This window comes from Bacillus sp. ZY-1-1 (assembly GCF_003047165.1).
GTDB lineage: Bacteria > Bacillota > Bacilli > Bacillales > Bacillaceae > Bacillus > Bacillus velezensis.
Genome location: NZ_CP027061.1, coordinates 3,751,743 through 3,777,675 on the forward strand (window position 1 = coordinate 3,751,743; position 25,933 = coordinate 3,777,675).

General features: G+C 44.1%; 33 protein-coding genes and 1 other annotated feature. All 33 genes read right to left on the reverse strand.

Features of this window, described 5'->3' with window-relative positions; translation table 11 throughout:
• Nucleotides 1-16: 16 nt before the first annotated feature.
• The gene (gene rpsN / locus C5I45_RS18810; protein ID WP_003156488.1) at nt 17-202 is read right to left on the reverse strand and encodes a 30S ribosomal protein S14; all 186 of its coding nucleotides are present in this window, start codon (nt 200-202) and stop codon (nt 17-19) included.
• A 22-nt stretch (nt 203-224) separates the two neighbouring features.
• Nucleotides 225-764 carry a 50S ribosomal protein L5 gene (gene rplE, locus C5I45_RS18815; RefSeq protein WP_003156487.1) on the reverse strand — a complete coding sequence of 180 codons (540 nt, stop codon included), beginning with the start codon at nt 762-764 and terminating at the stop codon, nt 225-227.
• 26 nt (nt 765-790) lie between these two features.
• Nucleotides 791-1,102, reverse strand: coding sequence for a 50S ribosomal protein L24 (gene rplX, locus C5I45_RS18820; protein ID WP_003156486.1), 312 nt, complete (start codon nt 1,100-1,102; stop codon nt 791-793).
• Between the two features lie 36 nt (nt 1,103-1,138).
• Nucleotides 1,139-1,507 carry a 50S ribosomal protein L14 gene (gene rplN / locus C5I45_RS18825; protein ID WP_003156485.1) on the reverse strand — a complete coding sequence of 123 codons (369 nt, stop codon included), beginning with the start codon at nt 1,505-1,507 and terminating at the stop codon, nt 1,139-1,141.
• A 40-nt stretch (nt 1,508-1,547) separates the two neighbouring features.
• Nucleotides 1,548-1,811 (reverse strand): 30S ribosomal protein S17, encoded by a 264-nt coding sequence (rpsQ, locus tag C5I45_RS18830; RefSeq protein ID WP_003156484.1) that lies wholly within the window; start codon nt 1,809-1,811, stop codon nt 1,548-1,550.
• A gap of 22 nt (nt 1,812-1,833) precedes the next feature.
• Complete coding sequence (gene rpmC / locus C5I45_RS18835; RefSeq protein WP_003156482.1) at nt 1,834-2,034, reverse strand: 50S ribosomal protein L29; 201 nt, start codon at nt 2,032-2,034, stop codon at nt 1,834-1,836.
• Nucleotides 2,024-2,458 (reverse strand): 50S ribosomal protein L16, encoded by a 435-nt coding sequence (gene rplP / locus C5I45_RS18840; RefSeq protein WP_003156478.1) that lies wholly within the window; start codon nt 2,456-2,458, stop codon nt 2,024-2,026. The genes rpmC and rplP overlap by 11 nt, the downstream gene beginning before the upstream one ends.
• A 1-nt stretch (nt 2,459) precedes the next feature.
• Entirely contained in the window at nt 2,460-3,116 is a 657-nt protein-coding gene (rpsC, locus tag C5I45_RS18845; RefSeq protein ID WP_003156476.1) for a 30S ribosomal protein S3, read from the reverse strand.
• Nucleotides 3,117-3,119: 3 nt separating this feature from the next.
• Nucleotides 3,120-3,461 (reverse strand): 50S ribosomal protein L22, encoded by a 342-nt coding sequence (gene rplV / locus C5I45_RS18850; RefSeq protein WP_003156475.1) that lies wholly within the window; start codon nt 3,459-3,461, stop codon nt 3,120-3,122.
• Nucleotides 3,462-3,477: 16 nt separating this feature from the next.
• On the reverse strand, nt 3,478-3,756 hold the full coding sequence (gene rpsS, locus C5I45_RS18855; RefSeq protein WP_003156472.1) for a 30S ribosomal protein S19: 279 nt from the start codon (nt 3,754-3,756) through the stop codon (nt 3,478-3,480).
• Nucleotides 3,757-3,813: 57 nt separating this feature from the next.
• Nucleotides 3,814-4,647, reverse strand: a complete 834-nt coding sequence (gene rplB, locus C5I45_RS18860; RefSeq protein ID WP_003156470.1) for a 50S ribosomal protein L2 — start codon at nt 4,645-4,647, stop codon at nt 3,814-3,816.
• 31 nt (nt 4,648-4,678) lie between these two features.
• A complete protein-coding gene (gene rplW / locus C5I45_RS18865; protein ID WP_003156467.1) occupies nt 4,679-4,966 on the reverse strand; it encodes a 50S ribosomal protein L23 in 288 nt (95 codons plus the stop codon).
• Nucleotides 4,966-5,589 (reverse strand): 50S ribosomal protein L4, encoded by a 624-nt coding sequence (gene rplD, locus C5I45_RS18870; RefSeq protein WP_003156466.1) that lies wholly within the window; start codon nt 5,587-5,589, stop codon nt 4,966-4,968. Before rplD ends, rplW begins: the two co-directional genes overlap by 1 nt.
• A gap of 27 nt (nt 5,590-5,616) precedes the next feature.
• Nucleotides 5,617-6,246 carry a 50S ribosomal protein L3 gene (gene rplC, locus C5I45_RS18875; RefSeq protein ID WP_003156465.1) on the reverse strand — a complete coding sequence of 210 codons (630 nt, stop codon included), beginning with the start codon at nt 6,244-6,246 and terminating at the stop codon, nt 5,617-5,619.
• Nucleotides 6,247-6,285: 39 nt separating this feature from the next.
• Nucleotides 6,286-6,594 (reverse strand): 30S ribosomal protein S10, encoded by a 309-nt coding sequence (gene rpsJ / locus C5I45_RS18880; protein WP_003156464.1) that lies wholly within the window; start codon nt 6,592-6,594, stop codon nt 6,286-6,288.
• Between the two features lie 248 nt (nt 6,595-6,842).
• A complete protein-coding gene (locus C5I45_RS18885; RefSeq protein WP_058906514.1) occupies nt 6,843-7,808 on the reverse strand; it encodes an alpha/beta fold hydrolase in 966 nt (321 codons plus the stop codon).
• Nucleotides 7,809-7,911: 103 nt separating this feature from the next.
• On the reverse strand, nt 7,912-9,102 hold the full coding sequence (gene tuf / locus C5I45_RS18890; protein WP_003156451.1) for an elongation factor Tu: 1,191 nt from the start codon (nt 9,100-9,102) through the stop codon (nt 7,912-7,914).
• A 119-nt stretch (nt 9,103-9,221) separates the two neighbouring features.
• On the reverse strand, nt 9,222-11,300 hold the full coding sequence (gene fusA, locus C5I45_RS18895; RefSeq protein ID WP_007410399.1) for an elongation factor G: 2,079 nt from the start codon (nt 11,298-11,300) through the stop codon (nt 9,222-9,224).
• Between the two features lie 52 nt (nt 11,301-11,352).
• Nucleotides 11,353-11,823, reverse strand: coding sequence for a 30S ribosomal protein S7 (rpsG, locus tag C5I45_RS18900; RefSeq protein ID WP_003156447.1), 471 nt, complete (start codon nt 11,821-11,823; stop codon nt 11,353-11,355).
• Nucleotides 11,824-11,863: 40 nt separating this feature from the next.
• Nucleotides 11,864-12,280: a 30S ribosomal protein S12 gene (gene rpsL / locus C5I45_RS18905; RefSeq protein WP_003156445.1), complete on the reverse strand. Its 417-nt coding sequence runs from the start codon at nt 12,278-12,280 to the stop codon at nt 11,864-11,866.
• A 115-nt stretch (nt 12,281-12,395) separates the two neighbouring features.
• The gene (locus tag C5I45_RS18910; protein ID WP_003156443.1) at nt 12,396-12,644 is read right to left on the reverse strand and encodes a 50S ribosomal protein L7ae-like protein; all 249 of its coding nucleotides are present in this window, start codon (nt 12,642-12,644) and stop codon (nt 12,396-12,398) included.
• Between the two features lie 168 nt (nt 12,645-12,812).
• Nucleotides 12,813-16,412, reverse strand: coding sequence for a DNA-directed RNA polymerase subunit beta' (rpoC, locus tag C5I45_RS18915; RefSeq protein WP_003156441.1), 3,600 nt, complete (start codon nt 16,410-16,412; stop codon nt 12,813-12,815).
• Between the two features lie 62 nt (nt 16,413-16,474).
• On the reverse strand, nt 16,475-20,056 hold the full coding sequence (rpoB, locus tag C5I45_RS18920; RefSeq protein ID WP_003156440.1) for a DNA-directed RNA polymerase subunit beta: 3,582 nt from the start codon (nt 20,054-20,056) through the stop codon (nt 16,475-16,477).
• A gap of 244 nt (nt 20,057-20,300) precedes the next feature.
• Nucleotides 20,301-20,906: a class I SAM-dependent methyltransferase gene (locus tag C5I45_RS18925; protein WP_003156438.1), complete on the reverse strand. Its 606-nt coding sequence runs from the start codon at nt 20,904-20,906 to the stop codon at nt 20,301-20,303.
• Between the two features lie 91 nt (nt 20,907-20,997).
• Entirely contained in the window at nt 20,998-21,369 is a 372-nt protein-coding gene (gene rplL / locus C5I45_RS18930) for a 50S ribosomal protein L7/L12 (protein WP_003156436.1), read from the reverse strand.
• A gap of 41 nt (nt 21,370-21,410) precedes the next feature.
• Nucleotides 21,411-21,911, reverse strand: a complete 501-nt coding sequence (rplJ, locus tag C5I45_RS18935) for a 50S ribosomal protein L10 (protein WP_003156433.1) — start codon at nt 21,909-21,911, stop codon at nt 21,411-21,413.
• Nucleotides 21,912-21,974: 63 nt separating this feature from the next.
• Nucleotides 21,975-22,117, reverse strand: a sequence feature (ribosomal protein L10 leader region).
• Between the two features lie 48 nt (nt 22,118-22,165).
• Nucleotides 22,166-22,864 carry a 50S ribosomal protein L1 gene (gene rplA / locus C5I45_RS18940; protein WP_107994572.1) on the reverse strand — a complete coding sequence of 233 codons (699 nt, stop codon included), beginning with the start codon at nt 22,862-22,864 and terminating at the stop codon, nt 22,166-22,168.
• 94 nt (nt 22,865-22,958) lie between these two features.
• Complete coding sequence (gene rplK / locus C5I45_RS18945) at nt 22,959-23,384, reverse strand: 50S ribosomal protein L11 (protein WP_003156430.1); 426 nt, start codon at nt 23,382-23,384, stop codon at nt 22,959-22,961.
• A gap of 167 nt (nt 23,385-23,551) precedes the next feature.
• Complete coding sequence (nusG, locus tag C5I45_RS18950) at nt 23,552-24,085, reverse strand: transcription termination/antitermination protein NusG (protein WP_003156423.1); 534 nt, start codon at nt 24,083-24,085, stop codon at nt 23,552-23,554.
• 164 nt (nt 24,086-24,249) lie between these two features.
• On the reverse strand, nt 24,250-24,429 hold the full coding sequence (secE, locus tag C5I45_RS18955) for a preprotein translocase subunit SecE (protein ID WP_003156422.1): 180 nt from the start codon (nt 24,427-24,429) through the stop codon (nt 24,250-24,252).
• Nucleotides 24,430-24,461: 32 nt separating this feature from the next.
• The gene (gene rpmG / locus C5I45_RS18960; protein WP_003156421.1) at nt 24,462-24,611 is read right to left on the reverse strand and encodes a 50S ribosomal protein L33; all 150 of its coding nucleotides are present in this window, start codon (nt 24,609-24,611) and stop codon (nt 24,462-24,464) included.
• A gap of 85 nt (nt 24,612-24,696) precedes the next feature.
• Nucleotides 24,697-25,353, reverse strand: coding sequence for an RNA polymerase sporulation sigma factor SigH (gene sigH, locus C5I45_RS18965; protein WP_003156415.1), 657 nt, complete (start codon nt 25,351-25,353; stop codon nt 24,697-24,699).
• A 62-nt stretch (nt 25,354-25,415) separates the two neighbouring features.
• Complete coding sequence (gene rae1, locus C5I45_RS18970; RefSeq protein WP_003156414.1) at nt 25,416-25,928, reverse strand: ribosome-dependent mRNA decay endonuclease Rae1/YacP; 513 nt, start codon at nt 25,926-25,928, stop codon at nt 25,416-25,418.
• Nucleotides 25,929-25,933 lie beyond the last annotated feature (5 nt).

The window sequence follows — 25,933 nt, forward strand, 5'->3', positions numbered from 1 at the left end:
TTCCCATTCTTGGGGATTACCAGCTGGCTTTTTTCACGCCAGGAATTTGTCCTTTATATGCAAGCTCACGGAAACAAATACGGCAAAGTTTAAATTTACGAATGACTGAGTGCGGACGTCCGCAGCGTTCACAGCGAGTGTACTCTTGCACTTTAAACTTTGGTGTACGTTGTTGTTTCGCAATCATTGACTTTTTAGCCACGATTTCGCCTCCCTTTCATTGATTATTTCTGGAACGGCATACCTACTTGAGTTAATAGCTCACGAGCCTCTTCGTCAGAGTTAGCAGTCGTTACGATAACGATGTCCATTCCGCGAACCTTTGTTACTTTATCGTAGTCAATTTCAGGGAAGATTAACTGTTCTTTGATACCAAGAGTGTAGTTTCCGCGACCGTCGAAAGATTTCTTAGAAATCCCGCGGAAGTCACGTACACGCGGTAAAGATACAGAAATAAGTTTATCAAGGAAATCATACATGCGCTCTCCGCGAAGAGTTACTTTCGCACCGATAGGCATTCCCTCACGAAGACGGAATCCAGCAATTGATTTCTTCGCACGAGTAACGACAGGTTTTTGACCTGCGATAAACGTTAATTCTTCAACAGCACTGTCGATTGCTTTTGCGTTTTGAACAGCATCACCGACACCCATGTTGATTACGATTTTTTCGATTTTTGGCACCTGCATAACAGAGTCGTAGTTGAACTTCGTCATTAAAGCAGGTGAAATTTCTTTATTGTACTTTTCTTTAAGGCGGTTCATGAGATAGACCTCCCTTCCTTTAAATACTATTTATCTAAGACTTGCCCAGATTTTTTTGCAACACGAACTTTTTTGCCATCTTCCACTTTGTATCCTACGCGAGTCACTTCACCTGTTTTAGGATCGAGCGGCATAACGTTTGATACATGAATTGGCGCCTCTTGATTAGAAATACCGCCTTGAGGGTTTGCTTGAGTTGGTTTAGAGTGCTTCTTCACCATGTTTACGCCCTCAACTAGAACGCGGTCCTTTTTAGGGAAAGCAGCAAGGATCGTACCTTGTTTGCCTTTATCTTTACCAGAGATAACCATTACTTTATCGCCTTTTTTCACATGCATCCTGATCGCACCTCCTTGAGTAAGGCATTTATTTCATTAGATAACTTCTGGAGCCAGAGAAACAATTTTCATGAAGTTGTTTTCACGTAATTCACGGGCAACCGGTCCGAAGATACGAGTTCCACGCGGGCTCTTGTCGTCACGGATGATAACACATGCATTCTCATCGAAGCTGATGTATGATCCGTCAGATCTGCGTGCTCCGCTTTTTGTGCGAACGATAACAGCTCTTACGACTTCACCTTTTTTGACAACGCCTCCTGGTGTTGCTTGTTTAACCGTGCAAACAATTACATCACCAATGTTAGCCGTTTTACGTCCAGAACCGCCAAGAACTTTAATAGTAAGTACCTCACGCGCACCGGAGTTGTCAGCAACTTTTAAACGAGTCTCTTGTTGAATCATTATTTGTTACCTCCCTTCGGAAAAAGAATTCCGAACTTTATTAGATAATAACAGCTTCTTCGACAACTTCTACTAGACGAAAACGCTTAGTTGCAGATAATGGACGAGTTTCCATGATCTTTACGATGTCTCCGATTTTAGCTTGGTTATTTTCATCATGTGCTTTGAATTTCTTTGAGTATTTTACGCGTTTACCGTAAATAGGATCCTTTTTGTATGTTTCAACAACAACAGTGATGGTTTTATCCATTTTGTCAGAAACAACACGGCCTTGGTAAACTTTGCGTTGGTTACGTTCGCTCATGCTCACGACCTCCCCTCAGTGATTATTTGTTGGCAGCAATTTCTCTTTCACGAATCACAGTTTTCATGCGCGCGATAGCTTTGCGCACTTCACGAATGCGAGCAGTATTTTCAAGTTGTCCTGTCGCTAATTGAAAGCGAAGATTGAAAAGTTCTTCTTTAAGAGACTTTACTTTTTGTTCAATTTCAGCAGTGGTAAGGTCACGAATTTCATTAGCTTTCATTTGATTCACCACCAATTTCTTCACGTTTTACGAACTTCGTTTTAATTGGCAATTTGTGAGATGCAAGACGGAGAGCTTCACGAGCTACCTCTTCAGACACACCAGAAATTTCAAATAAAACTTTGCCCGGTTTTACAACAGCTACCCAGCCTTCAGGAGCCCCTTTACCGGAACCCATCCGTACCTCAAGCGGTTTAGCAGTGTAAGGTTTTGAAGGGAAAATTTTAATCCAAACTTTACCGCCACGTTTCATGTAACGAGTCATCGCAATACGTGCAGCTTCGATTTGGCGGTTCGTGATCCAAGAAGCTTCAAGAGCCTGGATACCGTACTCACCAAAATGTACTTCAGTACCGCCTTTAGCGCGACCGCGCATTTTTCCGCGATGCTCTCTGCGATATTTAACGCGTTTTGGTAATAACATATTATTTTCCTCCTTCCTCAGTTTTCTTCTTAGTAGGAAGAACCTCTCCACGATAGATCCAGACTTTTACACCAAGCTTACCGTAAGTTGTGTCAGCTTCAGATGTTGCATAGTCGATGTCAGCACGTAAAGTGTGCAATGGAACAGTTCCTTCACTGTAGTATTCAGAACGAGCGATATCAGCTCCGCCAAGACGGCCGGAAACCATTGTTTTCACACCTTGTGCTCCAGCACGCATAGTGCGTTGGATTTGTTGTTTCTGCGCACGGCGGAAAGAAATACGGTTTTCTAGTTGACGAGCGATGTTGTCAGCTACAAGCTGAGCATCAAGATCTGCTCTTTTGATTTCAAGAATGTTAATGTGTACACGCTTGCCAGTAAGGCTGTTAAGGGCTTTACGAAGTGCTTCAACTTCAGATCCGCCTTTACCGATTACCATACCAGGCTTAGCAGTGTGGATCGTAATGTTAACGCGGTTTGCTGCACGCTCGATTTCTACTTTAGAAACAGAAGCGTCAGAAAGGCGTTTGCTAATGAATTCACGAATTTTTAAATCTTCGTGCAGGAAGTCAGCGTAATCTTTACCAGCGTACCACTTAGATTCCCAATCACGAATGACTCCGATACGAAGACCGACTGGATTTACCTTTTGACCCACTACTTATCCCTCCTTCTTTTCTGATACAACGATTGTAATGTGGCTCGTACGTTTGTTGATTTGGCTCGCACGTCCCATAGCACGCGGGCGGAATCTTTTTAACGTTGGGCCTTCGTCAACAAATGCCTGAGAAATAACCAGATTGTTAGCGTCCATCTCGTAGTTGTGCTCAGCATTTGCGATAGCAGATTTTAAAACTTTTTCGATGATCGGAGAAGCAGCTCTCGGAGTTAGGTTCAAGATAGATACTGCTTCGCCTACTTGCTTACCTCGAATCAGGTCCATTACTAGACGTGCTTTACGAGGAGCAATACGGACTGTTCTTGCAACAGCTTTAGCTTGCATTTAAAAGCCTCCTCTCTTAGCGTCTTGTTTTTTTATCGTCACTGGCGTGGCCTTTGTAAGTACGAGTCGGTGCGAATTCGCCCAACTTGTGGCCTACCATGTCTTCAGAAATGAATACAGGCACGTGTTTACGTCCGTCATATACTGCGATAGTGTGACCGATAAATTGTGGGAAAATAGTTGAACGGCGAGACCAAGTTTTTACAACTTGTTTCTTGTCCGTTTCATTTAATTTCTCGATTTTTGTCATCAAGTGTCCATCGACAAATGGTCCTTTTTTCAAGCTGCGAGCCATTTTGGAACCTCCCTTCGTGATTGCACTACGGTCCGAAATGAACCGTAGACAACCCCGTTATTTATTTTTACGACGACGTACGATAAATTTATCAGATTTGTTCTTTTTCTTACGTGTCTTGAATCCAAGAGTCGGTTTGCCCCAAGGAGACATTGGTGATTTACGTCCGATTGGCGCGCGACCTTCACCACCACCGTGCGGGTGATCGTTAGGGTTCATTACAGAACCGCGGACTGTAGGGCGGATGCCTTTCCAGCGAGAGCGTCCTGCTTTACCAACGTTGATAAGTTCGTGCTGCTCGTTACCTACTTGACCGATAGAAGCGCGGCAAGCAGAAAGGATCATGCGAACTTCACCAGAGTTAAGACGTACAAGAACGTATTTGCCTTCTTTACCAAGAACCTGAGCAGATGTACCAGCTGAACGTACAAGCTGTCCGCCTTTACCAGGTTTTAATTCAATGTTATGCACAACTGTACCAACAGGGATGTTGATAAGCGGAAGTGCGTTACCTACTTTGATGTCAGCTTCAGGGCCGGACATGATTTCAGTACCTACTTGAATTCCTTTTGGAGCAAGAATGTAACGTTTTTCTCCGTCTACATAGTTGATTAGTGCAATGTTAGCTGAACGGTTTGGATCGTACTCAACTGTAGCAACGCGTCCAGGTATACCATCTTTATCGCGTTTGAAGTCGATAACACGGTATTGGCGTTTGTGTCCGCCACCTTGGTGACGTACAGTCAATTTACCTTGGTTGTTACGTCCGCCTTTTTTGTGAAGGGGCGCAAGCAAGGATTTTTCCGGCTGGTCAGTCGTGATTTCAGCAAAATCTGAAGTTGTCATGCCACGACGTCCGTTAGAGGTCGGTTTATACTTTTTAATCGCCATTTTGAATTTCCCTCCTTCTTTTTACAGATAATTAAGCTTCAAAAATTTCGATTTCTTTGCTGTCTGCAGTAAGTTTTACGATCGCTTTTCTGCGACGGCTAGTCATACCAGTATAGCGGCCGACACGTTTTGATTTCCCTTTGTAGTTCATGATGTTGACTTTGTCAACTTTCACTCCAAAGATACTTTCAACTGCATCTTTCACTTCTGTTTTATTAGCTCTTACATCAACTTCAAAAGTATATTTCTTTTCAGTCATTAAATCAGCAGAACGTTCAGTAATGACGGGGCGCTTAAGAACATCACGAGGATCTTTCATTATGCAAGCACCTCCTCTACTTTTTCAACCGCAGCTTTTGTAATCAGAAGCTTCTCGTGGTTGACAACGTCTAACACGTTGATTCCGTTAGCTTGAACAACTGTAACTCCAGGGATGTTGCGTGCAGAAAGAGATACTGCTTCGTTTGCATCCGCAGTTACGATTAAAGCTTTTTTCTCAACAGATAATCCTTTAAGGACAGCTGCCATTTCTTTTGTTTTAACCGTATCAAGAGTAAGATCTTCAAGAACAATAATGTTGTTGTCGTTCACTTTAGAAGACAATACTGATTTGATTGCCAAGCGGCGAACTTTTTTAGGTAATTTGTAAGAATAGCTGCGTGGTGTTGGGCCGAATACGACACCACCTCCGCGCCATTGCGGTGAACGGATTGAACCTTGACGGGCACGACCTGTACCTTTTTGACGCCATGGTTTGCGACCTCCGCCGCGTACTTCAGAACGATTTTTTACTTTGTGAGATCCTTGACGTAAGGAAGCTCTTTGCATAAGAATAGCGTCGAATACTACGCTCTCATTTGGCTCAATTCCAAATACAGAAGCGTTTAATTCGATATCACCAGCAGTAGAACCGTTTTGGTTGTATAATGCTACTTTTGGCATGATCAATTTCCTCCTTTCCTAAGAGACTTATTTAGATTTAACAGCACTTTTAACAGTGATTAAAGCTTTTCTCGCACCAGGTACGTTACCTTTAATCAAAAGAAGATTGCGCTCAGCATCTACTTTTACGACTTCAAGGTTTTGGACAGTGATTTGATCTCCGCCCATGCGTCCAGGTAATAGTTTACCTTTGAATACACGGTTAGGATCTACAGGTCCCATTGAACCAGGGCGACGGTGGTAGCGTGAACCGTGAGACATAGGTCCGCGAGATTGTCCGTGGCGCTTGATTGCACCTTGGAAACCTTTACCTTTAGATACTCCTGTTACATCTACGATTTCTCCTGCAGAGAAAATTTCAACCTTGACTTCCTGACCAATTTCATACGCATCCATATCCACGCCGCGTAATTCTTTAACGAAGCGCTTAGGAGCAGTTTCCGCTTTTGCAACGTGTCCTTTTTCCGGTTTGTTTGAAAGCTTTTCGCGCTTATCGTCAAAACCAAGCTGGATCGCTTCATAGCCATCATTTTCAGCTGTTTTCTTTTGAAGAACAACGTTTGGAGCTGCTTCAATAACAGTTACCGGGATAAGATCACCGTTCTCTGCGAATACTTGCGTCATACCAATTTTTCTTCCTAAGATTCCTTTGGTCATTCGTCACACCTCCTATTAAGATCATTCTATATTTTAGAATTAAAGTTTGATTTCGATATCGACACCAGATGGTAAGTCTAATCGCATGAGAGCATCAACAGTTTGTGGTGTTGGGTTCACAATGTCGATTAAACGTTTATGTGTACGCATTTCAAATTGCTCACGAGAATCTTTGTATTTGTGCACCGCACGAAGGATTGTGTAAACTGATTTTTCAGTCGGCAACGGAATCGGACCAGATACGCTGGCACCAGAACGTTTTGCCGTTTCAACAATCTTCTCTGCAGATTGATCAAGGATTCTATGATCATATGCTTTTAAACGAATACGAATTTTTTGTTTTGCCATTATTTTCCCTCCTTTTCGCCTACATCACGTTAGACAGTTCTCCGTGAGAAAAACCTGATCACCTTGCCATGGCAAAGCGGCCGGGTGTGTCAGCAACCTCTCACTTCATCGCAGTCAAAGACCAACATACACTATTATACAGAAAATAGACGCATGTTGCAAGGTTTATTTAAAGAACCTTGTGGTTTTCACACTTTGATTATTATACAGGTGATACCATGATTAATCAAGGATATGACTGTTTTCTTTCAGAGATGGAACGATGCGAACCGGCTGACAACTTCGGCAAAGCGATCCGGTTCCTCCAAGTGAGGCGAATGGGCTGAGTTCTCAAACCAATGCCATTCTTTATATGGCGCATCAACCTTCTGATAATATTCATAAGACGTCGTCCCCGGAACCGTCAAATCGTATCTCCCTGACATAAAACAGCACGGTATTACAATAGAAGAAACTGATTCCCCGGCATCAAAGGAAATGAGATCCTCCCACAGGTGTTTCAGGCTGAACATTTGTCCCCGCGCGGCTAAGAAGCTCCCTCTCACACCGTACGGTTCACCAAACAGCATTCGCCCCCCTGCTTTAAGAGCGCCGATCGGATGATGGGTAAAGCCCCCTCCCCTCATCTCAATACAAAGCAGAAACAGCGTACGCTGCAGCTGTTTCTCCCATGGAGGTGCTCCGATAAAGCTCAGCGTCTTGCCCAGCAGGATATGTTTGTGTTGCCTGCTCCATTCCATCATCAGCCGGTAGGCTTCCGTTTCTTCCTTTTGAATATTAACCACCTGACTGATACCGATATACGCATAATACAAATCAGGTTTCTCTTGAAGAACTTGAAGCGCCAAAACTGAACCCCACGAATAGCCGGCGATATATATTTTTTGCCTGCTGAATTGCTTGCATAAGCGTTCGGTCAGATGAATGGTGTCAGCTGTCAGCTGATCCAAAGTCATAGATGAACCCGGAATTTCCTTTGAATAAGAGAGACCCGCCCCTCTCTGATCCCAGTTCACAACGGTGAAATGCTTTTCCAGCTCATTCTGGTATTTTCTCGCATAACCGATTTGAGGCGTACCGGGACCGCCGTGCAAAAACAAAAGCAGCGGACTACTCCTGTCATCACCATTAATCATAATGGTTTGTTCACTGCCATTAATCTGCAATTGCTGAAGCATTGAAATACGATTGGTTTTCTTGAAGTTATCGTTCATCGGTCTGCTCCTAAAATTTGTATACGTTCTATTATACATGGAATCAGCAGGGAAACAAAAAAACGAGGCCCCATAAGGGACCCCGCATTATTGAACGAGTCGATTACTCAGTGATTGTAGAAACAACGCCTGAACCAACTGTACGTCCGCCTTCACGAATAGAGAAACGAGTTCCTTCTTCGATAGCGATTGTAGAGATAAGTTCAACGATCATTTCAGTGTTATCTCCAGGCATAACCATTTCTACGCCTTCTGGAAGATTGATGATACCAGTTACGTCAGTTGTACGGAAGTAGAACTGAGGACGGTAGTTAGAGAAGAATGGAGTATGACGTCCACCCTCTTCTTTAGAAAGAACGTAAACTTCAGCTTTGAATTTGCTGTGTGGAGTGATTGTACCTGGTTTAGCAAGTACTTGTCCACGTTGGATGTCTTCACGAGCTACACCGCGAAGAAGTGCACCGATGTTGTCTCCAGCTTCAGCGTAGTCAAGAAGCTTACGGAACATTTCAACACCTGTAACAGTTGTTTTGCTGTTTTCTTCTTGAAGACCGATGATTTCAACTTCGTCACCGACTTTAACTTGTCCGCGTTCTACACGGCCAGTAGCAACTGTACCACGACCAGTGATTGAGAATACGTCCTCAACTGGCATCATGAATGGTTTTTCAGTGTCGCGTTCTGGAGTTGGGATGTACTCATCAACTGCAGCCATAAGTTCAAGAATTTTTTCTTCGTACTCAGCATCGCCTTCAAGAGCTTTAAGAGCAGAACCTTTAACAACTGGTACATCATCACCAGGGAAGTCGTATTCGCTAAGAAGATCGCGAACTTCCATTTCAACAAGCTCAAGAAGCTCTTCGTCGTCTACCATGTCGCATTTGTTAAGGAATACTACGATGTATGGTACACCAACGTTTTTAGAAAGAAGGATGTGCTCACGAGTTTGTGGCATTGGGCCATCAGCAGCAGATACTACAAGGATAGCTCCGTCCATTTGCGCAGCACCAGTGATCATGTTTTTAACATAGTCAGCGTGTCCTGGGCAGTCAACGTGTGCATAGTGACGAGTGTCAGTTTCGTACTCAACGTGTGCAGTAGAGATTGTGATACCGCGCTCACGTTCTTCTGGAGCACCATCAATTTGATCGTACGCCATAGCTGTACCTTTACCAGATTTCTTATGAAGTACTGTTGAGATAGCAGCAGTTAATGTTGTTTTACCATGGTCAACGTGTCCAATTGTACCGATATTGGCATGTGATTTGGAACGGTCGAATTTTTCTTTAGCCATTCTAAAATCCTCCTTAAGAGCTTTTAATTAGTAATGTATAGAGTGATAGAAAGTGAAAGCAAGCTCTCACTTCCTCATCTTACAATAGTAGTTATACTTGAGTTAAGTGGCAAAATCAATTATTCGCCTTTATTTTTTTTGATAATTTCTTCAGCGATGCTCTTCGGCACTTCTTCGTAGTGATCCATGAACATTGTGAACGTACCGCGTCCTTGCGTGTTAGAACGAAGGGCAGTAGCGTAACCGAACATTTCAGCAAGAGGTACCATCGCACGCACAACTTGAGCGTTACCGCGAGCTTCCATACCTTCTACGCGTCCGCGACGAGAAGTAACATCACCCATGATGTCTCCCATGTATTCTTCAGGAATAACAACTTCAACTTTCATGATTGGTTCAAGAAGAACTGGGTTACATTTGCTGACTGCATTTTTCAATGCCATAGAAGCAGCGACTTTAAACGCCATTTCGTTTGAGTCAACATCATGGTAAGATCCATCAAAAAGTTTCGCCTTGATGTCGATTAGCGGGAATCCGGCTAGGACACCATTTTCAAGAGAGTCTTCAAGACCTGCTTGTACGGCTGGGATGTATTCACGAGGAACAACACCACCGACGATTGCGTTTTCGAATTCAAAGCCAGCGCCTTCTTCGTTCGGTTCAAATTCGATCCAAACGTGACCGAACTGACCGCGTCCGCCTGATTGACGTACGAATTTACCTTCAACTTTTGCACCGGTACGGAATGTCTCACGGTACGCAACTTGAGGAGCACCAACGTTAGCTTCAACTTTGAACTCACGCTTCATACGATCAACAATGATATCAAGGTGAAGCTCACCCATACCAGAGATGATTGTTTGACCCGTTTCAGGGTTAGTTTGTGTACGGAATGTAGGATCTTCTTCAGCAAGTTTCGCTAAAGCGATACCCATTTTATCTTGGTCAGCTTTTGATTTAGGCTCAATCGCTACGTCGATAACAGGCTCTGGGAATTCCATTGATTCAAGGATTACAAGATCCTTTTCATCACATAGAGTATCTCCAGTAGAAGTATCTTTTAGACCTACAGCAGCTGCGATGTCTCCAGCGTAAACAGTAGAGATCTCTTCACGGCTGTTAGCGTGCATTTGAAGGATACGTCCTACGCGCTCACGCTTGCCTTTTGTAGAGTTCTTTACATATGAACCGGAATCAAGTGTACCGGAATATACGCGGAAGAATGTCAGCTTACCGACATAAGGGTCAGTCATAACTTTAAATGCAAGTGCAGAGAACGGCTCTTCATCAGAAGAATGACGAACGATCTCTTCATCTGTATCAGGACGTACACCTTTGATTGCAGCAACATCAGTTGGCGCAGGAAGGTAGTCAAGAACAGCATCAAGTACAAGCTGAACACCTTTGTTTTTGAAAGCAGAACCAACAAGTACAGGGTAGAATTCAACATTCAGTGTACCTTTACGGATAGCAGCTTTCAGTTCAGGGATAGTGATTTCTTCACCTTCAAGGTACTTTTCCATAAGCTCTTCATCAAGCTCAGCTACAGCTTCAATCAGGCTGCTGCGAAGCTCTTCAGCTTGCTCTTTGTACTCTTCAGGGATTTCTTTCGCATCTGAACGAGTTCCAAGGTCATCTTCGTAGAAATACGCAACGTTTTCTACTAAGTCGATGATACCTTCGAAGTTGTCTTCAGCGCCGATCGGCAATTGAATTGCGTGAGCGTTAGCTTGAAGACGGTCTCTTAAAGTGCCTACAGAGTAAAGGAAGTCTGCGCCGATTTTGTCCATTTTGTTAACAAATACAACGCGCGGTACTCCGTAAGTTGTTGCTTGGCGCCATACTGTTTCTGTCTGAGGCTCAACACCTGATTGAGCATCAAGTACGGCAACCGCACCATCAAGTACACGGAGTGAACGTTCAACTTCAACTGTGAAGTCTACGTGTCCCGGTGTATCGATGATGTTTACACGGTAACCTTTCCACTGTGCAGTCGTTGCTGCAGAAGTGATTGTGATACCGCGTTCTTGTTCCTGCTCCATCCAGTCCATTTGCGAAGCACCTTCGTGAGTTTCGCCAATTTTGTGGATACGGCCTGTGTAGAACAAGATCCGTTCTGTAGTAGTCGTTTTACCGGCATCGATGTGAGCCATGATCCCGATATTACGAGTTTTTTCTAAGGAGAACTCTCTTGCCATTGGGTAATTTCTCCTTCCTTATTAGGGAATTATTATTTTGATTATATGAATCCTACCAGCGGTAGTGAGCAAATGCTTTGTTCGCTTCTGCCATCTTGTGAGTGTCTTCACGTTTCTTAACGGCAGCACCAGTGTTGTTAGCTGCATCAAGAATTTCGTTAGCCAGGCGCTCTTCCATTGTTTTTTCTCCGCGAAGACGCGCATAGTTAACCAACCAGCGAAGACCAAGAGTTGTACGGCGTTCAGGACGAACTTCTACAGGCACTTGGTAGTTAGCTCCACCTACACGGCGTGCTTTTACTTCAAGTACAGGCATGATGTTTTTCAATGCTTGTTCGAAAACCTCCATTGCATCATTGCCAGTGCGTTCTTTAATGATATCGAATGACTTGTATAGGATTGTTTGAGATTTACCTTTTTTACCGTCGATCATCATTTTGTTGATCAGGCGGGATACCAGCTTAGAGTTGTAAAGCGGATCAGGTAAAACATCTCTTTTTGCTACAGGACCTTTACGTGGCATCTGAATATCCTCCCTTCATAGTTTTAATGATTTATTGTTATTACTTTGCTTTAGGACGTTTCGTACCGTATTTAGAACGGCCTTGCGCACGGTTTTCAACTCCGGCAGTATCAAGCGCGCCACGAACGATGTGGTAGCGTACCCCCGGTAAGTCTTTTACACGTCCGCCGCGGATCAGTACAACGCTGTGCTCTTGCAGGTTGTGACCGATACCAGGAATGTAGGCAGTAACCTCGATTCCGTTAGTCAAACGAACACGAGCATATTTACGAAGTGCTGAGTTCGGTTTTTTCGGTGTCATTGTACCGACACGAGTACATACCCCGCGTTTTTGTGGAGAAGATACGTTAGTGTGCTCTTTTTTAAAGCTGTTGTATCCTTTGTTTAGTGCAGGTGACTTAGAGTTTTCAACTTTGCTCACGCGTCCCTTGCGAATTAGCTGATTAATTGTAGGCATGTTGTGTTCCTCCCTTCATTACGTTTTATAACCCACATACCCAGGTGGTTCATCATTAGGCAAAAAACAATGTCTTTACACAAGATTGATATCTTATATAAAAACAAAAAGTACGCTATAACATAATGGCAACAGCTGCTGCTCCCACTTCAATTCCGCAGGCTTTGCCGAGCTTTTTCATGGAATCCACCATACAGACAGCGGTATTTTGGTTCTTTGCAAGCTGGATAACGCCAGCCGTAAGAACTGAATCCGCGTCTTTTGCCACGACGACTTCCTTCACTGAACCTCGTTTTAGAGCTTTCACTGTTTGCTTCGTACCAATAATAATTGATTTGGCCTGTGATACTTTATCATAAGACATAAACATATCCTCCAAAGTAACAGGTTTTATTTCGAGCACCTTGGTTATATTATCACTCTGCGGGACGGATGTCAACAACGTATGACATTTTTTAGTGCAGTCCCCCGCCAGAATAATTGTAATACTGAGGAAAAGCTGTCGAAACAGCCTTTCCTGCAGCAGTTTCTGTTATTCAGCCGGAACCATATCTTCCGAAGGCTGAACGTTTGAAACAGGTTTTACTTTTCTGTAATTCATCATACCTGTACCGGCCGGAACCAGTTTACCGATGATGACATTCTCTTTCAGGCCGAGAAGTTCATCACGCTTGCCTTTAATCGCAGCATCTGTAAGAACGCGTGTTGTTTCCTGGAATGATGCGGCAGACAAGAATGAATCCGTCTCGAGTGAAGCTTTCGTGATACCGAGAAGGACAGGACGGCCTGTAGCAGGTCGATTGCCTTCAAGCAGCACTTTTTTGTTCGCTTCTGTAAATTGGTGAATATCAAGCAATGTGCCAGGGAGAACATCAGTATCTCCGGCATCGATTACACGGACTTTGCGAAGCATCTGGCGAACCATTACTTCTACGTGTTTATCGCCGATTTCAACCCCCTGCATACGGTAAACCTTCTGAACCTCATGCAGAAGATATTCCTGAACCGTTGTCAGGTCAGTGACTTTAAGAAGTTCTTTCGGATCGATTGAACCTTCTGTCAGCACTTGACCGCGGGTAATCTGATCACCCTCAGTCACTTTCAGGCGTGAGTTGTAAGGTGCCGTGTATGAACGGGTCTCAACAGCGCCCTGAACAACAATCTCCTGCTGTTTGTCGCGGACTTCATTGATTTCGGCAATTGTACCGTCAATCTCAGAAATCGTCGCTTGACCTTTCGGATTACGCGCTTCGAAAAGCTCTTGGATACGCGGAAGACCTTGTGTGATATCGTCTCCGGCAACCCCGCCTGTGTGGAACGTACGCATCGTTAACTGTGTTCCAGGCTCACCGATAGATTGAGCGGCGATAATACCTACTGCTTCGCCGACTTCAACATCAGTTCCGGTTGCAAGGTTTCGTCCGTAGCATCGTTTACATACACCATGAGGAGTGTTACATGTGAACGCAGAACGGATCCACACTTCTTCGATTCCGGCTTCAACGATTTCCAGCGCTTTATCTTCATCGATCAATTCATTTTCGTTAATGAGCACAGCACCCGTTTCAGGATGTTTGATCTGTTTTCTGGCGAAACGTCCGATCAGACGCTCTTCCAGACGCTCGATGATTTCCGTGCCTTCTTTGAGCGGTTTTGCAAGAATACCGCGGTCTGTTCCGCAATCTGTTTCACGAATGATAACATCCTGCGCAACATCAACAAGACGGCGTGTAAGGTAACCTGAGTCAGCTGTTTTCAGGGCGGTATCGGCAAGACCTTTACGCGCACCGTGAGTGGAGATAAAGTACTCCAATACTGTCAGACCTTCACGGAAACTTGATTTAATCGGCAATTCAATGATTCGTCCAGCCGGGTTGGCCATCAGACCGCGCATACCCGCAAGCTGTGTAAAGTTAGATGCGTTACCACGGGCTCCTGAATCACTCATCATGTAGATCGGGTTGACTTCGTCTAATGATTTCATCAGTTTGCCTTGGATAACATCTTTCGCTGAACTCCAAATTGAAATGACTCTTTCATAACGTTCTTCTTCGGTGATTAAACCGCGTCTGAACTGTTTCAGAACATTATCTACTTTGCTTTGTGCTTCTTCAAGGATTTCCTGTTTATCATCGAGAACGACGATATCAGAAACCCCTACTGTGATGCCGGCTTTCGTTGAATATCTGAAACCGAGGTTTTTCATGCGGTCAAGCATTTTAGACGTTTCCGTGATATGGAATCGTTTAAAGATTTCCGCGATGATTTTACCCAAAATACCTTTTTTAAACGGTGCGTTGATCGGCTGCTCAGCAATCACAGCTTTTACGTCAGCACCTTTATCTAAGAAGAAACGGTCAGGTGTCTTCTCTTCAATGTTGCTCTTCGTTGGTTCATTCATGTAAGGGAATGATTCCGGAAGAATTTCATTGAAGACGAGCTTACCGACAGTTGTAATTAACAATTTTGAACGCTGTTCTTCAGTAAATGTCACATTCTTAAGGGAGTTCGCTGCAACAGCTACTCTCGTATGAAGATGAACATAACCGTTTTGATAAGCAAGAAGCGCTTCGTCCGTATTTTTGAAAACCATACCCTCGCCGACTGCTCCGGCGCGCTCAAGCGTCAGGTAGTAGTTTCCTAATACCATATCCTGAGACGGCGTAACAACCGGTTTACCATCTTTAGGGTTCAAGATGTTTTGGGCCGCAAGCATCAGAATGCGCGCCTCAGCTTGAGCCTCAGCTGATAAAGGTACGTGAACCGCCATTTGGTCACCGTCAAAGTCAGCGTTATAAGCTGTACATACTAACGGGTGAAGACGGATGGCGCGTCCTTCAACAAGCGTCGGTTCGAAAGCCTGGATACCTAATCTGTGAAGAGTAGGGGCACGGTTCAGTAAGACCGGATGCTCCTTAATGACAGATTCAAGTACATCCCATACTTCAGGCTGCACGCGTTCGATTTTGCGTTTTGCGCTCTTGATATTGTGAGCAAGGCCTTTTTCAACAAGCTCTTTCATGACGAAAGGCTTGAAGAGCTCAAGCGCCATTTCCTTCGGTAAACCGCACTGATACATTTTCAGATGCGGGCCTACGACGATAACGGAACGGCCTGAGTAGTCTACACGTTTACCGAGAAGGTTCTGACGGAAACGCCCTTGTTTCCCTTTCAGCATGTGAGAAAGAGATTTAAGCGGACGGTTACCCGGTCCGGTAACCGGACGGCCGCGGCGTCCGTTGTCAATCAGAGCGTCGACCGCTTCCTGAAGCATACGTTTTTCGTTCTGAACGATGATGCTTGGCGCGCCGAGGTCTAACAGACGTTTTAAACGGTTATTACGGTTGATGACACGACGGTAAAGGTCGTTCAGGTCAGACGTTGCGAAACGTCCGCCGTCAAGCTGAACCATCGGTCTTAATTCAGGCGGAATAACCGGAAGCACGTCGAGAATCATCCAAGACGGCTTGTTTCCTGAATTACGGAAGGCTTCAAGCACTTCAAGGCGTTTGATCGCACGTGTACGGCGCTGTCCTTGAGAAGTCTTCAGCTCTTCTTTTAACATATCAACTTCTTTGACAAGGTCGATGTCCTGCAGAAGTTTATTAATGGCTTCCGCACCCATAGAGGCTTGGAATTTGTTTCCGTACTTATCCAGATACGCACGGTATTCCTTTTCAGATAAAAGCTGTTTCTTTTCGAGCGGTGTATTGGCCGGGTCAGTTACGACGTAAGAAGCAAAGTAAATAACTTCTTCCAGCGCACGCGGTGACATATCCAATACAAGACCCATACGGCTCGGAATACCTTTGAAATACCAAATGTGAGAAACCGGGGCAGCCAGTTCAATATGCCCCATTCTCTCACGACGGACTTTAGCCCGCGTTACTTCAACTCCGCAACGGTCACAAACTACGCCTTTATAACGAACCCGCTTGTACTTGCCGCAATGACATTCCCAGTCCTTAGTCGGTCCGAAAATGCGTTCGCAGAACAGGCCGTCCTTTTCAGGTTTCAACGTACGATAGTTTATCGTTTCAGGCTTTTTCACTTCACCAAAAGACCATGAACGGATTTTATCTGGTGAAGCAAGACCGATGTTCATATACTCAAAATTGTTCACATCTAGCAAGGGGCCTACCTCCCTTTTTATCTTCGGATTAACCGATGTCACTTGCCTTTATCAATCAGAGACTATTCTTTCGTTACTGCGTCACGTTCAACGTCTGGAGATGCTGTTTCTTCCGGCGCTTCATCACCTGATAATGCAAGGCCGTCAGCCTGTTTCGCATCTTCCTCGTCTTCTAGATCTCTCATTTCTATTTCTTCTTCATCGCCTGAGAGGATTTTTACGTCCATACCTAAGCTTTGAAGCTCTTTGATCAATACTTTGAATGATTCCGGAACACCAGGCTCTGGAACATTGTCGCCTTTGACGATGGCTTCATATGTTTTCACACGTCCGACCACGTCATCGGACTTCACAGTCAGGATTTCTTGAAGCGTGTAAGCTGCGCCGTAAGCTTCAAGCGCCCAAACCTCCATCTCACCGAAACGCTGTCCGCCGAATTGGGCTTTACCGCCGAGAGGCTGCTGCGTAACAAGTGAGTAAGGACCTGTAGAACGGGCATGAAGTTTATCGTCAACCATGTGAGCCAGTTTGATCATGTACATGATTCCGACTGATACACGGTTGTCGAACGGTTCTCCCGTACGGCCGTCATAAAGAACTGTTTTAGCGTCTCTTGACATGCCTGCTTCTTCAAGTGTTTCCCACACATCTTCTTCACGCGCGCCGTCAAATACAGGTGACGCGATGTGAATGCCGAGGTAGCGGGCAGCCATACCCATGTGAAGTTCTAATACCTGACCGATATTCATACGTGATGGTACACCCAGCGGGTTAAGCATGATATCGATCGGCGTGCCGTCAGGAAGGTAAGGCATATCTTCTTCAGGAAGAATCTTCGAGATAACCCCTTTATTTCCGTGACGTCCGGCCATTTTATCACCTTCAGAAATCTTACGTTTCTGAACGATATATACGCGTACAAGCTGGTTCACTCCCGGAGGAAGTTCGTCGCCGTCTTCACGGTTGAAGACTTTTACGTCGTGGATAATTCCGCCGCCGCCGTGAGGCACACGGAGAGAAGTATCACGGACTTCACGCGCTTTTTCTCCAAAGATCGCATGAAGAAGGCGTTCTTCAGCCGTAAGCTCAGTTACACCTTTAGGCGTTACTTTACCTACGAGAAGGTCTCCGTCGTTGACTTCCGCACCGATACGGATAATTCCGCGGTCATCAAGGTTGCGAAGCGCGTCTTCCCCTACGTTTGGAATATCGCGGGTGATCTCTTCCGGTCCAAGCTTTGTATCACGTGCTTCTGATTCATATTCTTCAATGTGAATAGATGTGTATACATCATCTTTCACAAGGCGTTCACTCATGATGATGGCATCCTCATAGTTGTAACCGTCCCATGTCATGAAGCCGACCATTACGTTGCGGCCGAGAGCAAGTTCACCAAGCTCCATTGAAGGTCCGTCAGCAAGGATTTCTCCTTTGACTACTTCATCGCCGACACTTACAATCGGACGCTGGTTGTAGCACGTACCTTGGTTGGAGCGGACAAATTTCAGCAAGCTGTACTTATCCAGGTTGCCTTTTACTTTTTGGCCGTCAATTTCTTCATAGCGGCGCACCCATACGTTTTTCGCTTCCACCCGTTCTACGATACCAGGGTGTTTACAAATAACGGCTGCACCGGAGTCTTTACCGGATACGTATTCCATACCCGTTCCGACGATCGGAGCTTCCGGCTGCATCAAAGGCACAGCCTGACGCTGCATGTTCGCTCCCATGAGGGCGCGGTTCGAGTCATCGTTTTCCAAGAACGGAATACATGCTGTCGCAGCAGAAACAACCTGTTTAGGAGATACGTCCATGTAATCCACGCGGTTGCGGGCTACAACGGTGTTTTCCCCTCTGAAACGCGCTACGATGCTGTCATCCAAGAAAGAACCGTCATCGCTCAGCTTAGCATTCGCTTGGGCTACGACATAGTTATCCTCTTCATCAGCAGTCAGGTAGTCGATTCTAGGCGTTACTTTTCCTGTTTCAGGATCAACGCGGCGGTATGGCGTCTCAATGAAACCAAAGCGGTTTACTTTCGCAAATGATGACAATGAGTTGATCAAACCGATGTTCGGGCCCTCAGGCGTTTCAATCGGACACATACGGCCGTAGTGAGAGTAGTGAACGTCACGTACTTCCATACCTGCGCGCTCACGTGTCAAACCGCCCGGTCCGAGAGCTGACAGACGGCGTTTGTGCGTCAATTCAGCAAGCGGGTTCGTCTGATCCATGAATTGAGAAAGCTGTGAGCTTCCGAAGAACTCTTTAATAGACGCAATAACAGGTCTGATGTTAATCAGCTGCTGCGGCGTAATTGTATTCGTGTCTTGAATAGACATTCTTTCACGTACGACACGTTCCATCCGGCTTAAACCGATACGGAATTGGTTTTGCAGGAGCTCACCTACAGAACGCAGACGGCGGTTTCCGAGATGGTCGATATCATCAGTGTCGCCCACTCCGTGCAGGAGGTTGAAGAAGTAGCTGATAGAAGAAATAATATCAGCAGGCGTAATGTTTTTAATCGCCTCTTCGATGTAAGCATTGCCGATCACATTGATCGTCTGCTCTCCTTCTGCATCAGTAGGAGCATAGATTTTAATGGATTGAAGCATCACTTCATCCTCGACAACGCCGCCGTTAGGATAAAGTTTTCTGAAGCCGATTCCATTTTCTAAGTATGGCAGTACTTTATCAAGTGTTCTTCTGTCAAGAATCTGCCCTTTTTCAGCGAGAATTTCACCGGTTTCCGGATCCACCAGTGTTTCTGCAAGGCGCTGGTTAAACAGGCGGTTCTTGATATGAAGCTTTTTATTAATTTTATAGCGTCCTACATTCGCAAGGTCGTATCGCTTCGGATCGAAGAAACGGGAATCCAGCAAGCTTTTTGCGTTTTCTACTGTAGGCGGCTCTCCGGGACGAAGGCGCTCATAGATTTCAAGAAGCGCTTTGTCACTGTTTTCGGTGTTGTCCTTATCCAGTGTATTGCGAAGATATTCGTTCTCACCAATGAGATCGAGAATCTCTTGGTCGGAACCGAAGCCGAGAGCACGCAAAAGAACCGTAACCGGCAACTTACGTGTGCGATCAATGCGGACATACACAACATCTTTCGCATCAGTTTCGTATTCTAACCATGCGCCACGGTTTGGAATGACAGTCGCGGTAAAACCTTTTTTACCGTTTTTGTCTACTTTACCACTGAAATATACACTTGGAGACCGAACAAGCTGAGATACGATAACACGTTCTGCACCGTTGATGATAAAAGTACCGGTATCTGTCATAATAGGGAAATCACCCATGAAGACATCCTGGTCTTTTACCTCTCCAGTTTCTTTGTTAATTAAACGAACCTTCACTCTTAGCGGAGCTGAGTAAGTCACATCACGTTCTTTTGACTCTTCAACGGGATACTTAGGATCTCCTAAACTGTAGTCAATGAACTCTAGAGAGAGGTTACCAGTGAAATCCTCAATTGGTGATATGTCTTGAAACATCTCTCTAAGACCCTCATCAAGAAACCACTGATAAGAAGAGGTTTGAATTTCAATGAGATTTGGTAATTCTAACACTTCGCTAATGCGAGCATAGCTTCTGCGCTGGCGGTGTCGTCCATACTGAACTAGTTGACCTGTCAACTGATTCACCCCTCAAATCATGCGTATTATATGTGTAATAAGCATCTCTTACGATAAAGAAATACTTTTACAAGACAAAAGAAAAAAGGGTTTCTAATTAAGAAAACCACATCCAAAAACAAATACCGATTTTATTAGCATTTCCATGTTTGTATAATTTATACATGCACTATGATTATTTGAGCATATCATGCAAAATATATACATTGGCATTTTACAATATTAACATAGCTGAAAATTCAAGTCAAACTTTTTTTGCTTTTATGATATAATAGCCTTTCTTTTTTTGAACCACAGAAACTTCGTCAAAAAGCTCCTTCAGTTTTTCAATGGCAGAAGGCCCGCCCTGTTTTTTCTGTATAACGATCCACAATTCACCTGAAGCCCTTAAATGCTCAGCGCTTTTTTCAAAAATGGCATGGACAACTTTTTTTCCGGCGCGGATTGGGGGGTTTGTAAGAATAGAAGCAAATGTTTGAGCAGAATCAATATTTGAAAATAAATCACTCTGATAAATCCGAACGTTTTTTATTCCGTTTTTTTCTGCATTTTCATTTGACAGCTCTACGGCTCTTTCATTCACGTCAATCATGTGCACGGTCCGGTCTGTAAATGCACCGGCGAGCGACAGACCGATCGGGCCGTAACCGCAGCCTGCATCCAGGAAGTCACCATCGATCTCCGGCTCTTCAAACGCTTCAATTAAGACACGCGAACCGAAATCAACTTCCTTTTTCGAGAAAACGCCGCTGTCACTTGTGAATGTATAAGATCTGTTCCGCAGTGTAAATGACCATGTCTGTTTATCGCTTTTAACTGAAGGTTTTTCTGAATAATAGTGTTCACTCATTATTAGAACCTCCTTTTTTAATTGCACTTAAAGAAAAGCAAAGAAAAAGCCCGCCTCATAAAAGCGAGCTTCCCCTACAGGCAAGTGAAGATTACTTAACTTCTACAGAAGCGCCAACTTCTTCAAGTTTAGCTTTAAGCTCTTCAGCTTCTTCTTTCGCAATACCTTCTTTAAGTGGTTTTGGAGTGTTGTCAACAAGTTCTTTAGCTTCTTTCAAGCCAAGACCAGTGATTTCACGAACAACTTTGATAACTTTGATTTTCTGAGAACCTGCACCAGCAAGGATAAGGTCGAATTCGCTTTGCTCTTCAGCAGCGCCGCCAGCAGCAGCTCCGCCAGCTACAGCTACAGGAGCAGCAGCAGTTACGCCAAATTCTTCTTCGATTGCTTTTACTAGGTCGTTCAATTCAAGTACAGTTGCTTCTTTAACGGAAGCAATGATTTCTTCGATATTTAAAGCCATTTGAAATTCCTCCATTTGTTTTATTTTAGGGTAAAATCAGATTAAGCGCCTTGTTCTTCCTTTTGGTCTGCAACTGCTTTAGCTGCAAGTGCAAGGTTGCGAACTGGAGCTTGAAGTACGCTAAGCAACATAGAAAGTAAGCCATCGCGTGAAGGAAGTTCAGCAAGAGCTTTCACTTCTTCAACAGAAGATACTTTTCCTTCGATAACGCCCGCCTTGATTTCCAGAGCTTCGTGATTTTTCGCGAACTCGTTAAGAACTTTTGCCGGAGCGACAACATCTTCAGTACTGAATGCGATCGCATTCGGTCCAGTTAAGACATCATTCAAACCATCAAGTTCAGCTTGTTCAACCGCACGGCGAGTCATTGTGTTTTTGTACACTTTGAACTCTACGTTAGCTTCGCGAAGCTGTTTACGGAGTTCAGTTACTTCAGAAACGTTAAGTCCGCGGTAGTCAACGATGATCGTTGATTTGCTTTCTTTCAGTTTAGAAGCAATCTCTTCAACAACAACTTTTTTTGTATCAATTGCGCTGCTCATGGTTACACCTCCTGTAGATTTTGTGTAACACTTATACCGCTAGGTGATCACGACTGTGACGACGATTTCATATAAAAAGCCTCCATGTGGACATGGAGGCTGTATATACAAGCATACGTAACGTAATAGCTGTGATATATATACACCTCGGCAGGATATTAAGCCTCAACGGCCCCTGCTGTCTACGGTATAAATGACATATTATATTTTACAACATTTTGAATCATATCAGAATGCTGATCTAAAGTCAAATATTATTTTACGTTGAAAGTAGAAGCGTCTACTTTGACACCAGGGCCCATAGTAGAAGTAACGGCAACGTTTTTCACGTAAACACCTTTAGCCGCAGCCGGTTTTGCTTTCAGGATTGTATCATACATTGTTGTGAAGTTCTCAACAAGTTTTTCATCCTCGAAAGAAACTTTTCCGATCGGAACATGGATGTTACCAGCTTTGTCAACGCGGTATTCTACTTTACCAGCTTTGATTTCGCCGATTGCTTTTTCTACTTCGAATGTAACAGTTCCTGTTTTAGGGTTTGGCATAAGACCTTTTGGTCCAAGCACACGGCCGATTTTACCGACTTCACCCATCATGTCAGGAGTCGCAACGATTACATCGAATTCGAACCAGCCTTGCTGGATTTTCGCGATGTAATCAGAATCGCCGACGTAGTCTGCACCGGCAGCTTCAGCTTCTTTTGCTTTTTCGCCTTTAGCGAATACAAGCACGCGCTGAGTTTTACCAGTTCCGTTAGGAAGTACAACTGCACCGCGGATTTGCTGATCGTTTTTACGAGGGTCAACCCCTAAACGAAAAGCAACTTCAACTGTAGCGTCGAATTTAGCTGTGTTTGTTTTTTTAGTAAGCGCCACTGCTTCAGCGACGTCGTAAGCTTTCGCACGGTCTACAAGCTTCGCAACTTCAACGTACTTTTTACCTTTTTTAGCCATTTTAAAATTTCCTCCTTATGTGGTTATAGCGGAATAACCTCCCACGAATAAGGGTTGCGAACTTGTGAAAACTCGCAACCCGACAAGAAACAAATTAATCCTCGATAACGATACCCATACTGCGGGCAGTACCTTCAACCATGCGCATTGCCGCTTCAACGTCTGCTGCGTTTAAGTCAGGCATTTTCGTTTCAGCGATTTCGCGAACCTTATCGCGCTTAACGGTTGCCACTTTATTACGGTTTGGTTCACCAGAACCAGACTCAATTCCAGCTGCTTTTTTAAGCAATACTGCAGCAGGCGGAGTTTTTGTAATAAATGTAAATGAACGGTCTTCGTAAACCGAAATTTCAACAGGAATGATTAAACCAGCTTGGTCAGCTGTACGAGCGTTAAACTCCTTACAGAATCCCATGATATTTACACCGGCTTGACCTAGTGCAGGTCCAACTGGCGGCGCTGGGTTAGCTTTTCCAGCAGGAATTTGCAATTTTACAACTTTTACTACTTTTTTAGCCACGAGACACACCTCCTTAAGTCCGTGATGTGGTAATAGGGTAAACCCTCCCACTCAAGGTTTCATTCTTTATATGAATGACGAAATATCAAGCTAGCTGCCTTGGATTAGTCCAAGACGTACCTTTGCTATATTATCATTAATATATAGCAATTTCAAGTTTTTTCACATTACAATTTGTCGATCTGGGTAAATTCCAGCTCAACCGGCGTTTCACGGCCGAACATGTTAACGAATACTTTCACTTTGCTCTTATCATAATCAATCTCTTCAATTGATCCTGTAAAGTTGGCGAAAGGTCCGTCTATGACTTTGACTGTCTCATTCAATTCAAAATCAATGTCGGTTTTCCGCTCATCCATGCCCATCCGCTTTAAGATGGTTTCCGCTTCGCCAGGAAGAAGCGGAGTCGGCTTTGAGCCTGAACCGGCTGATCCGACGAATCCGGTAACGCCCGGCGTGTTGCGGACCACATACCAGGAATCATCAGTCATGACGATTTCAACAAGCACATAACCCGGGAACACTTTCTTTTTGACTACTTTTTTCTTGCCGTTCTTAATATCAGTCTCTTCCTCTTCAGGGACGACAACGCGGAAAATTTTATCCTGCATTCCCATTGATTCCACACGTTTTTCAAGGTTCGCTTTTACTTTGTTTTCATAACCGGAATACGTATGAACAACATACCAATTCTTTTCCATTCTATCAGGACTCTGCAGTCCTTCCCTCCCCGCATTTAAAAATGAAGTGTAAAACAAAAAATAGGCTCAGAGCCTATGAATCCTTTTTTCAACACAATAAAAAACCCGCTGAACGGGTTTTGGCAAACGATATTATGATCTATTATAGCACGTATTGCTGATCATTATTCAACTATTAAACGAATTAATTGAGAAATTCCTGTATCAAGGAGGGCAAAAAAGATAACAAAAAAGATAACCGTTGAAATCACCGTGATCGTATAGCGCGTTAACTCTTTGCCTTTAGGCCAGCTAACCTTTTTCATTTCTTTCCCAACATCTTTAAAGAAACTCATCATGCGCATGTAAAAGACCTCCACAATTTAAAAAGCGAACACTATTTTGTTTCTAAATGAGCTGTATGTGAATTGCAAGTGCTGCAGTACTTCTTAACTTCTAACCGCTCAGCCGCTGATGCAGAGCTTTTCATTGTCGTATAATTACGATTTCCGCATGTTTTGCATGCCAGCGTAATCTTTTTTCTCATGTCGTTACACCTTTTCCTAAACAATCATTTATCTTAATAAAATAGCACAGTCAGAAAAATTCTGTCAATATGACACAGAAACCCGCTACAGACTGATTTCTCTTATTTCCAAATACTTTTCAAGCTTGCGCTTCACGCGCTGCAGGGCATTATCGATTGATTTTACGTGTCGGTTTAAATCATCTGAAATTTCCTGGTAACTTCTTCCGTCCAAGTACAGAACAAGCACCTTTCTCTCCAGATCGCTCAGCAGTTCTCCCATTTTCATTTCGATATCATCAAATTCTTCCTGATTAATAATCATCTCTTCAGGATTTAACGTTTTAGCGCCTGAAATGACATCAAGCAGTGTTCTGTCAGATTCTTCATCAAAAATAGGTTTGTCTAAAGAAACATAGGAATTTAAAGGAATGTGTTTCTGACGGGTAGCTGTCTTTATTGCGGTAATAATCTGGCGGGTAATGCATAATTCTGCAAAAGCTTTAAATGAAGTAAGCTTGTCTTCTCTAAAGTCTCGGATAGACTTATATAAGCCTATCATCCCTTCCTGTACAATATCTTCTCTGTCGGCCCCTATTAAAAAATAAGACCTTGCTTTCGCCCGTACAAAATTACGGTACTTCGTAATCAAGTAATCTAACGCATCACTATCCCCAACATGAACCTTTTCAATGACCTGCTCGTCCTCCAACTGGCAAAATTGCACTTTGTTGAACTTTCCCTTGCTGTTCTGTAGATTCACTGCGATCCCCCCGGCGCACGTAGATAGAAATATTATACATTAATGGGCGAAAAAGCGTCAACCTAATCCAGACCGCCTCGGCGCCACTTTTCAAACGTTTTCAAAACCTCTTCGGACAGCTCGATTTTACCCGGTGGTTTTTCAGAAGTGATCTTTGAAACCCGCCTTTGAATCCGCCGTTCTATCGTATCCACTTCCCTCAGAAGCTCCCGGGCGGATTTACGGAGAGCCCCTTGTCCGAAAATCGCCCACTGCTCCGTATAATCGGAGGTTGCGACATGAATCTGTGTCGCAATATTATTCAACGCCTGGGCAAGCTTCTCGATCCGCTCATCCGCCGTCTCATTCTCCCGTGTAAAAATCACTTCGACTCTGTGATTCGTTTGTTTTTTCTCTATGCCTTTTACCAGATGTGCGTCAAACACCACAATGACTCTGATTCCCGTGTAGGACTGATATTCCGCCATCTTCTGGATCAGTACATCTCTCGCTTCTTCAAAACTGTTCGCTTTTAAATCCTTTAGCTGCGGCCAAGCTCCAATCATGTTGTATCCGTCTACTAACAGGATGTCCATCTGTC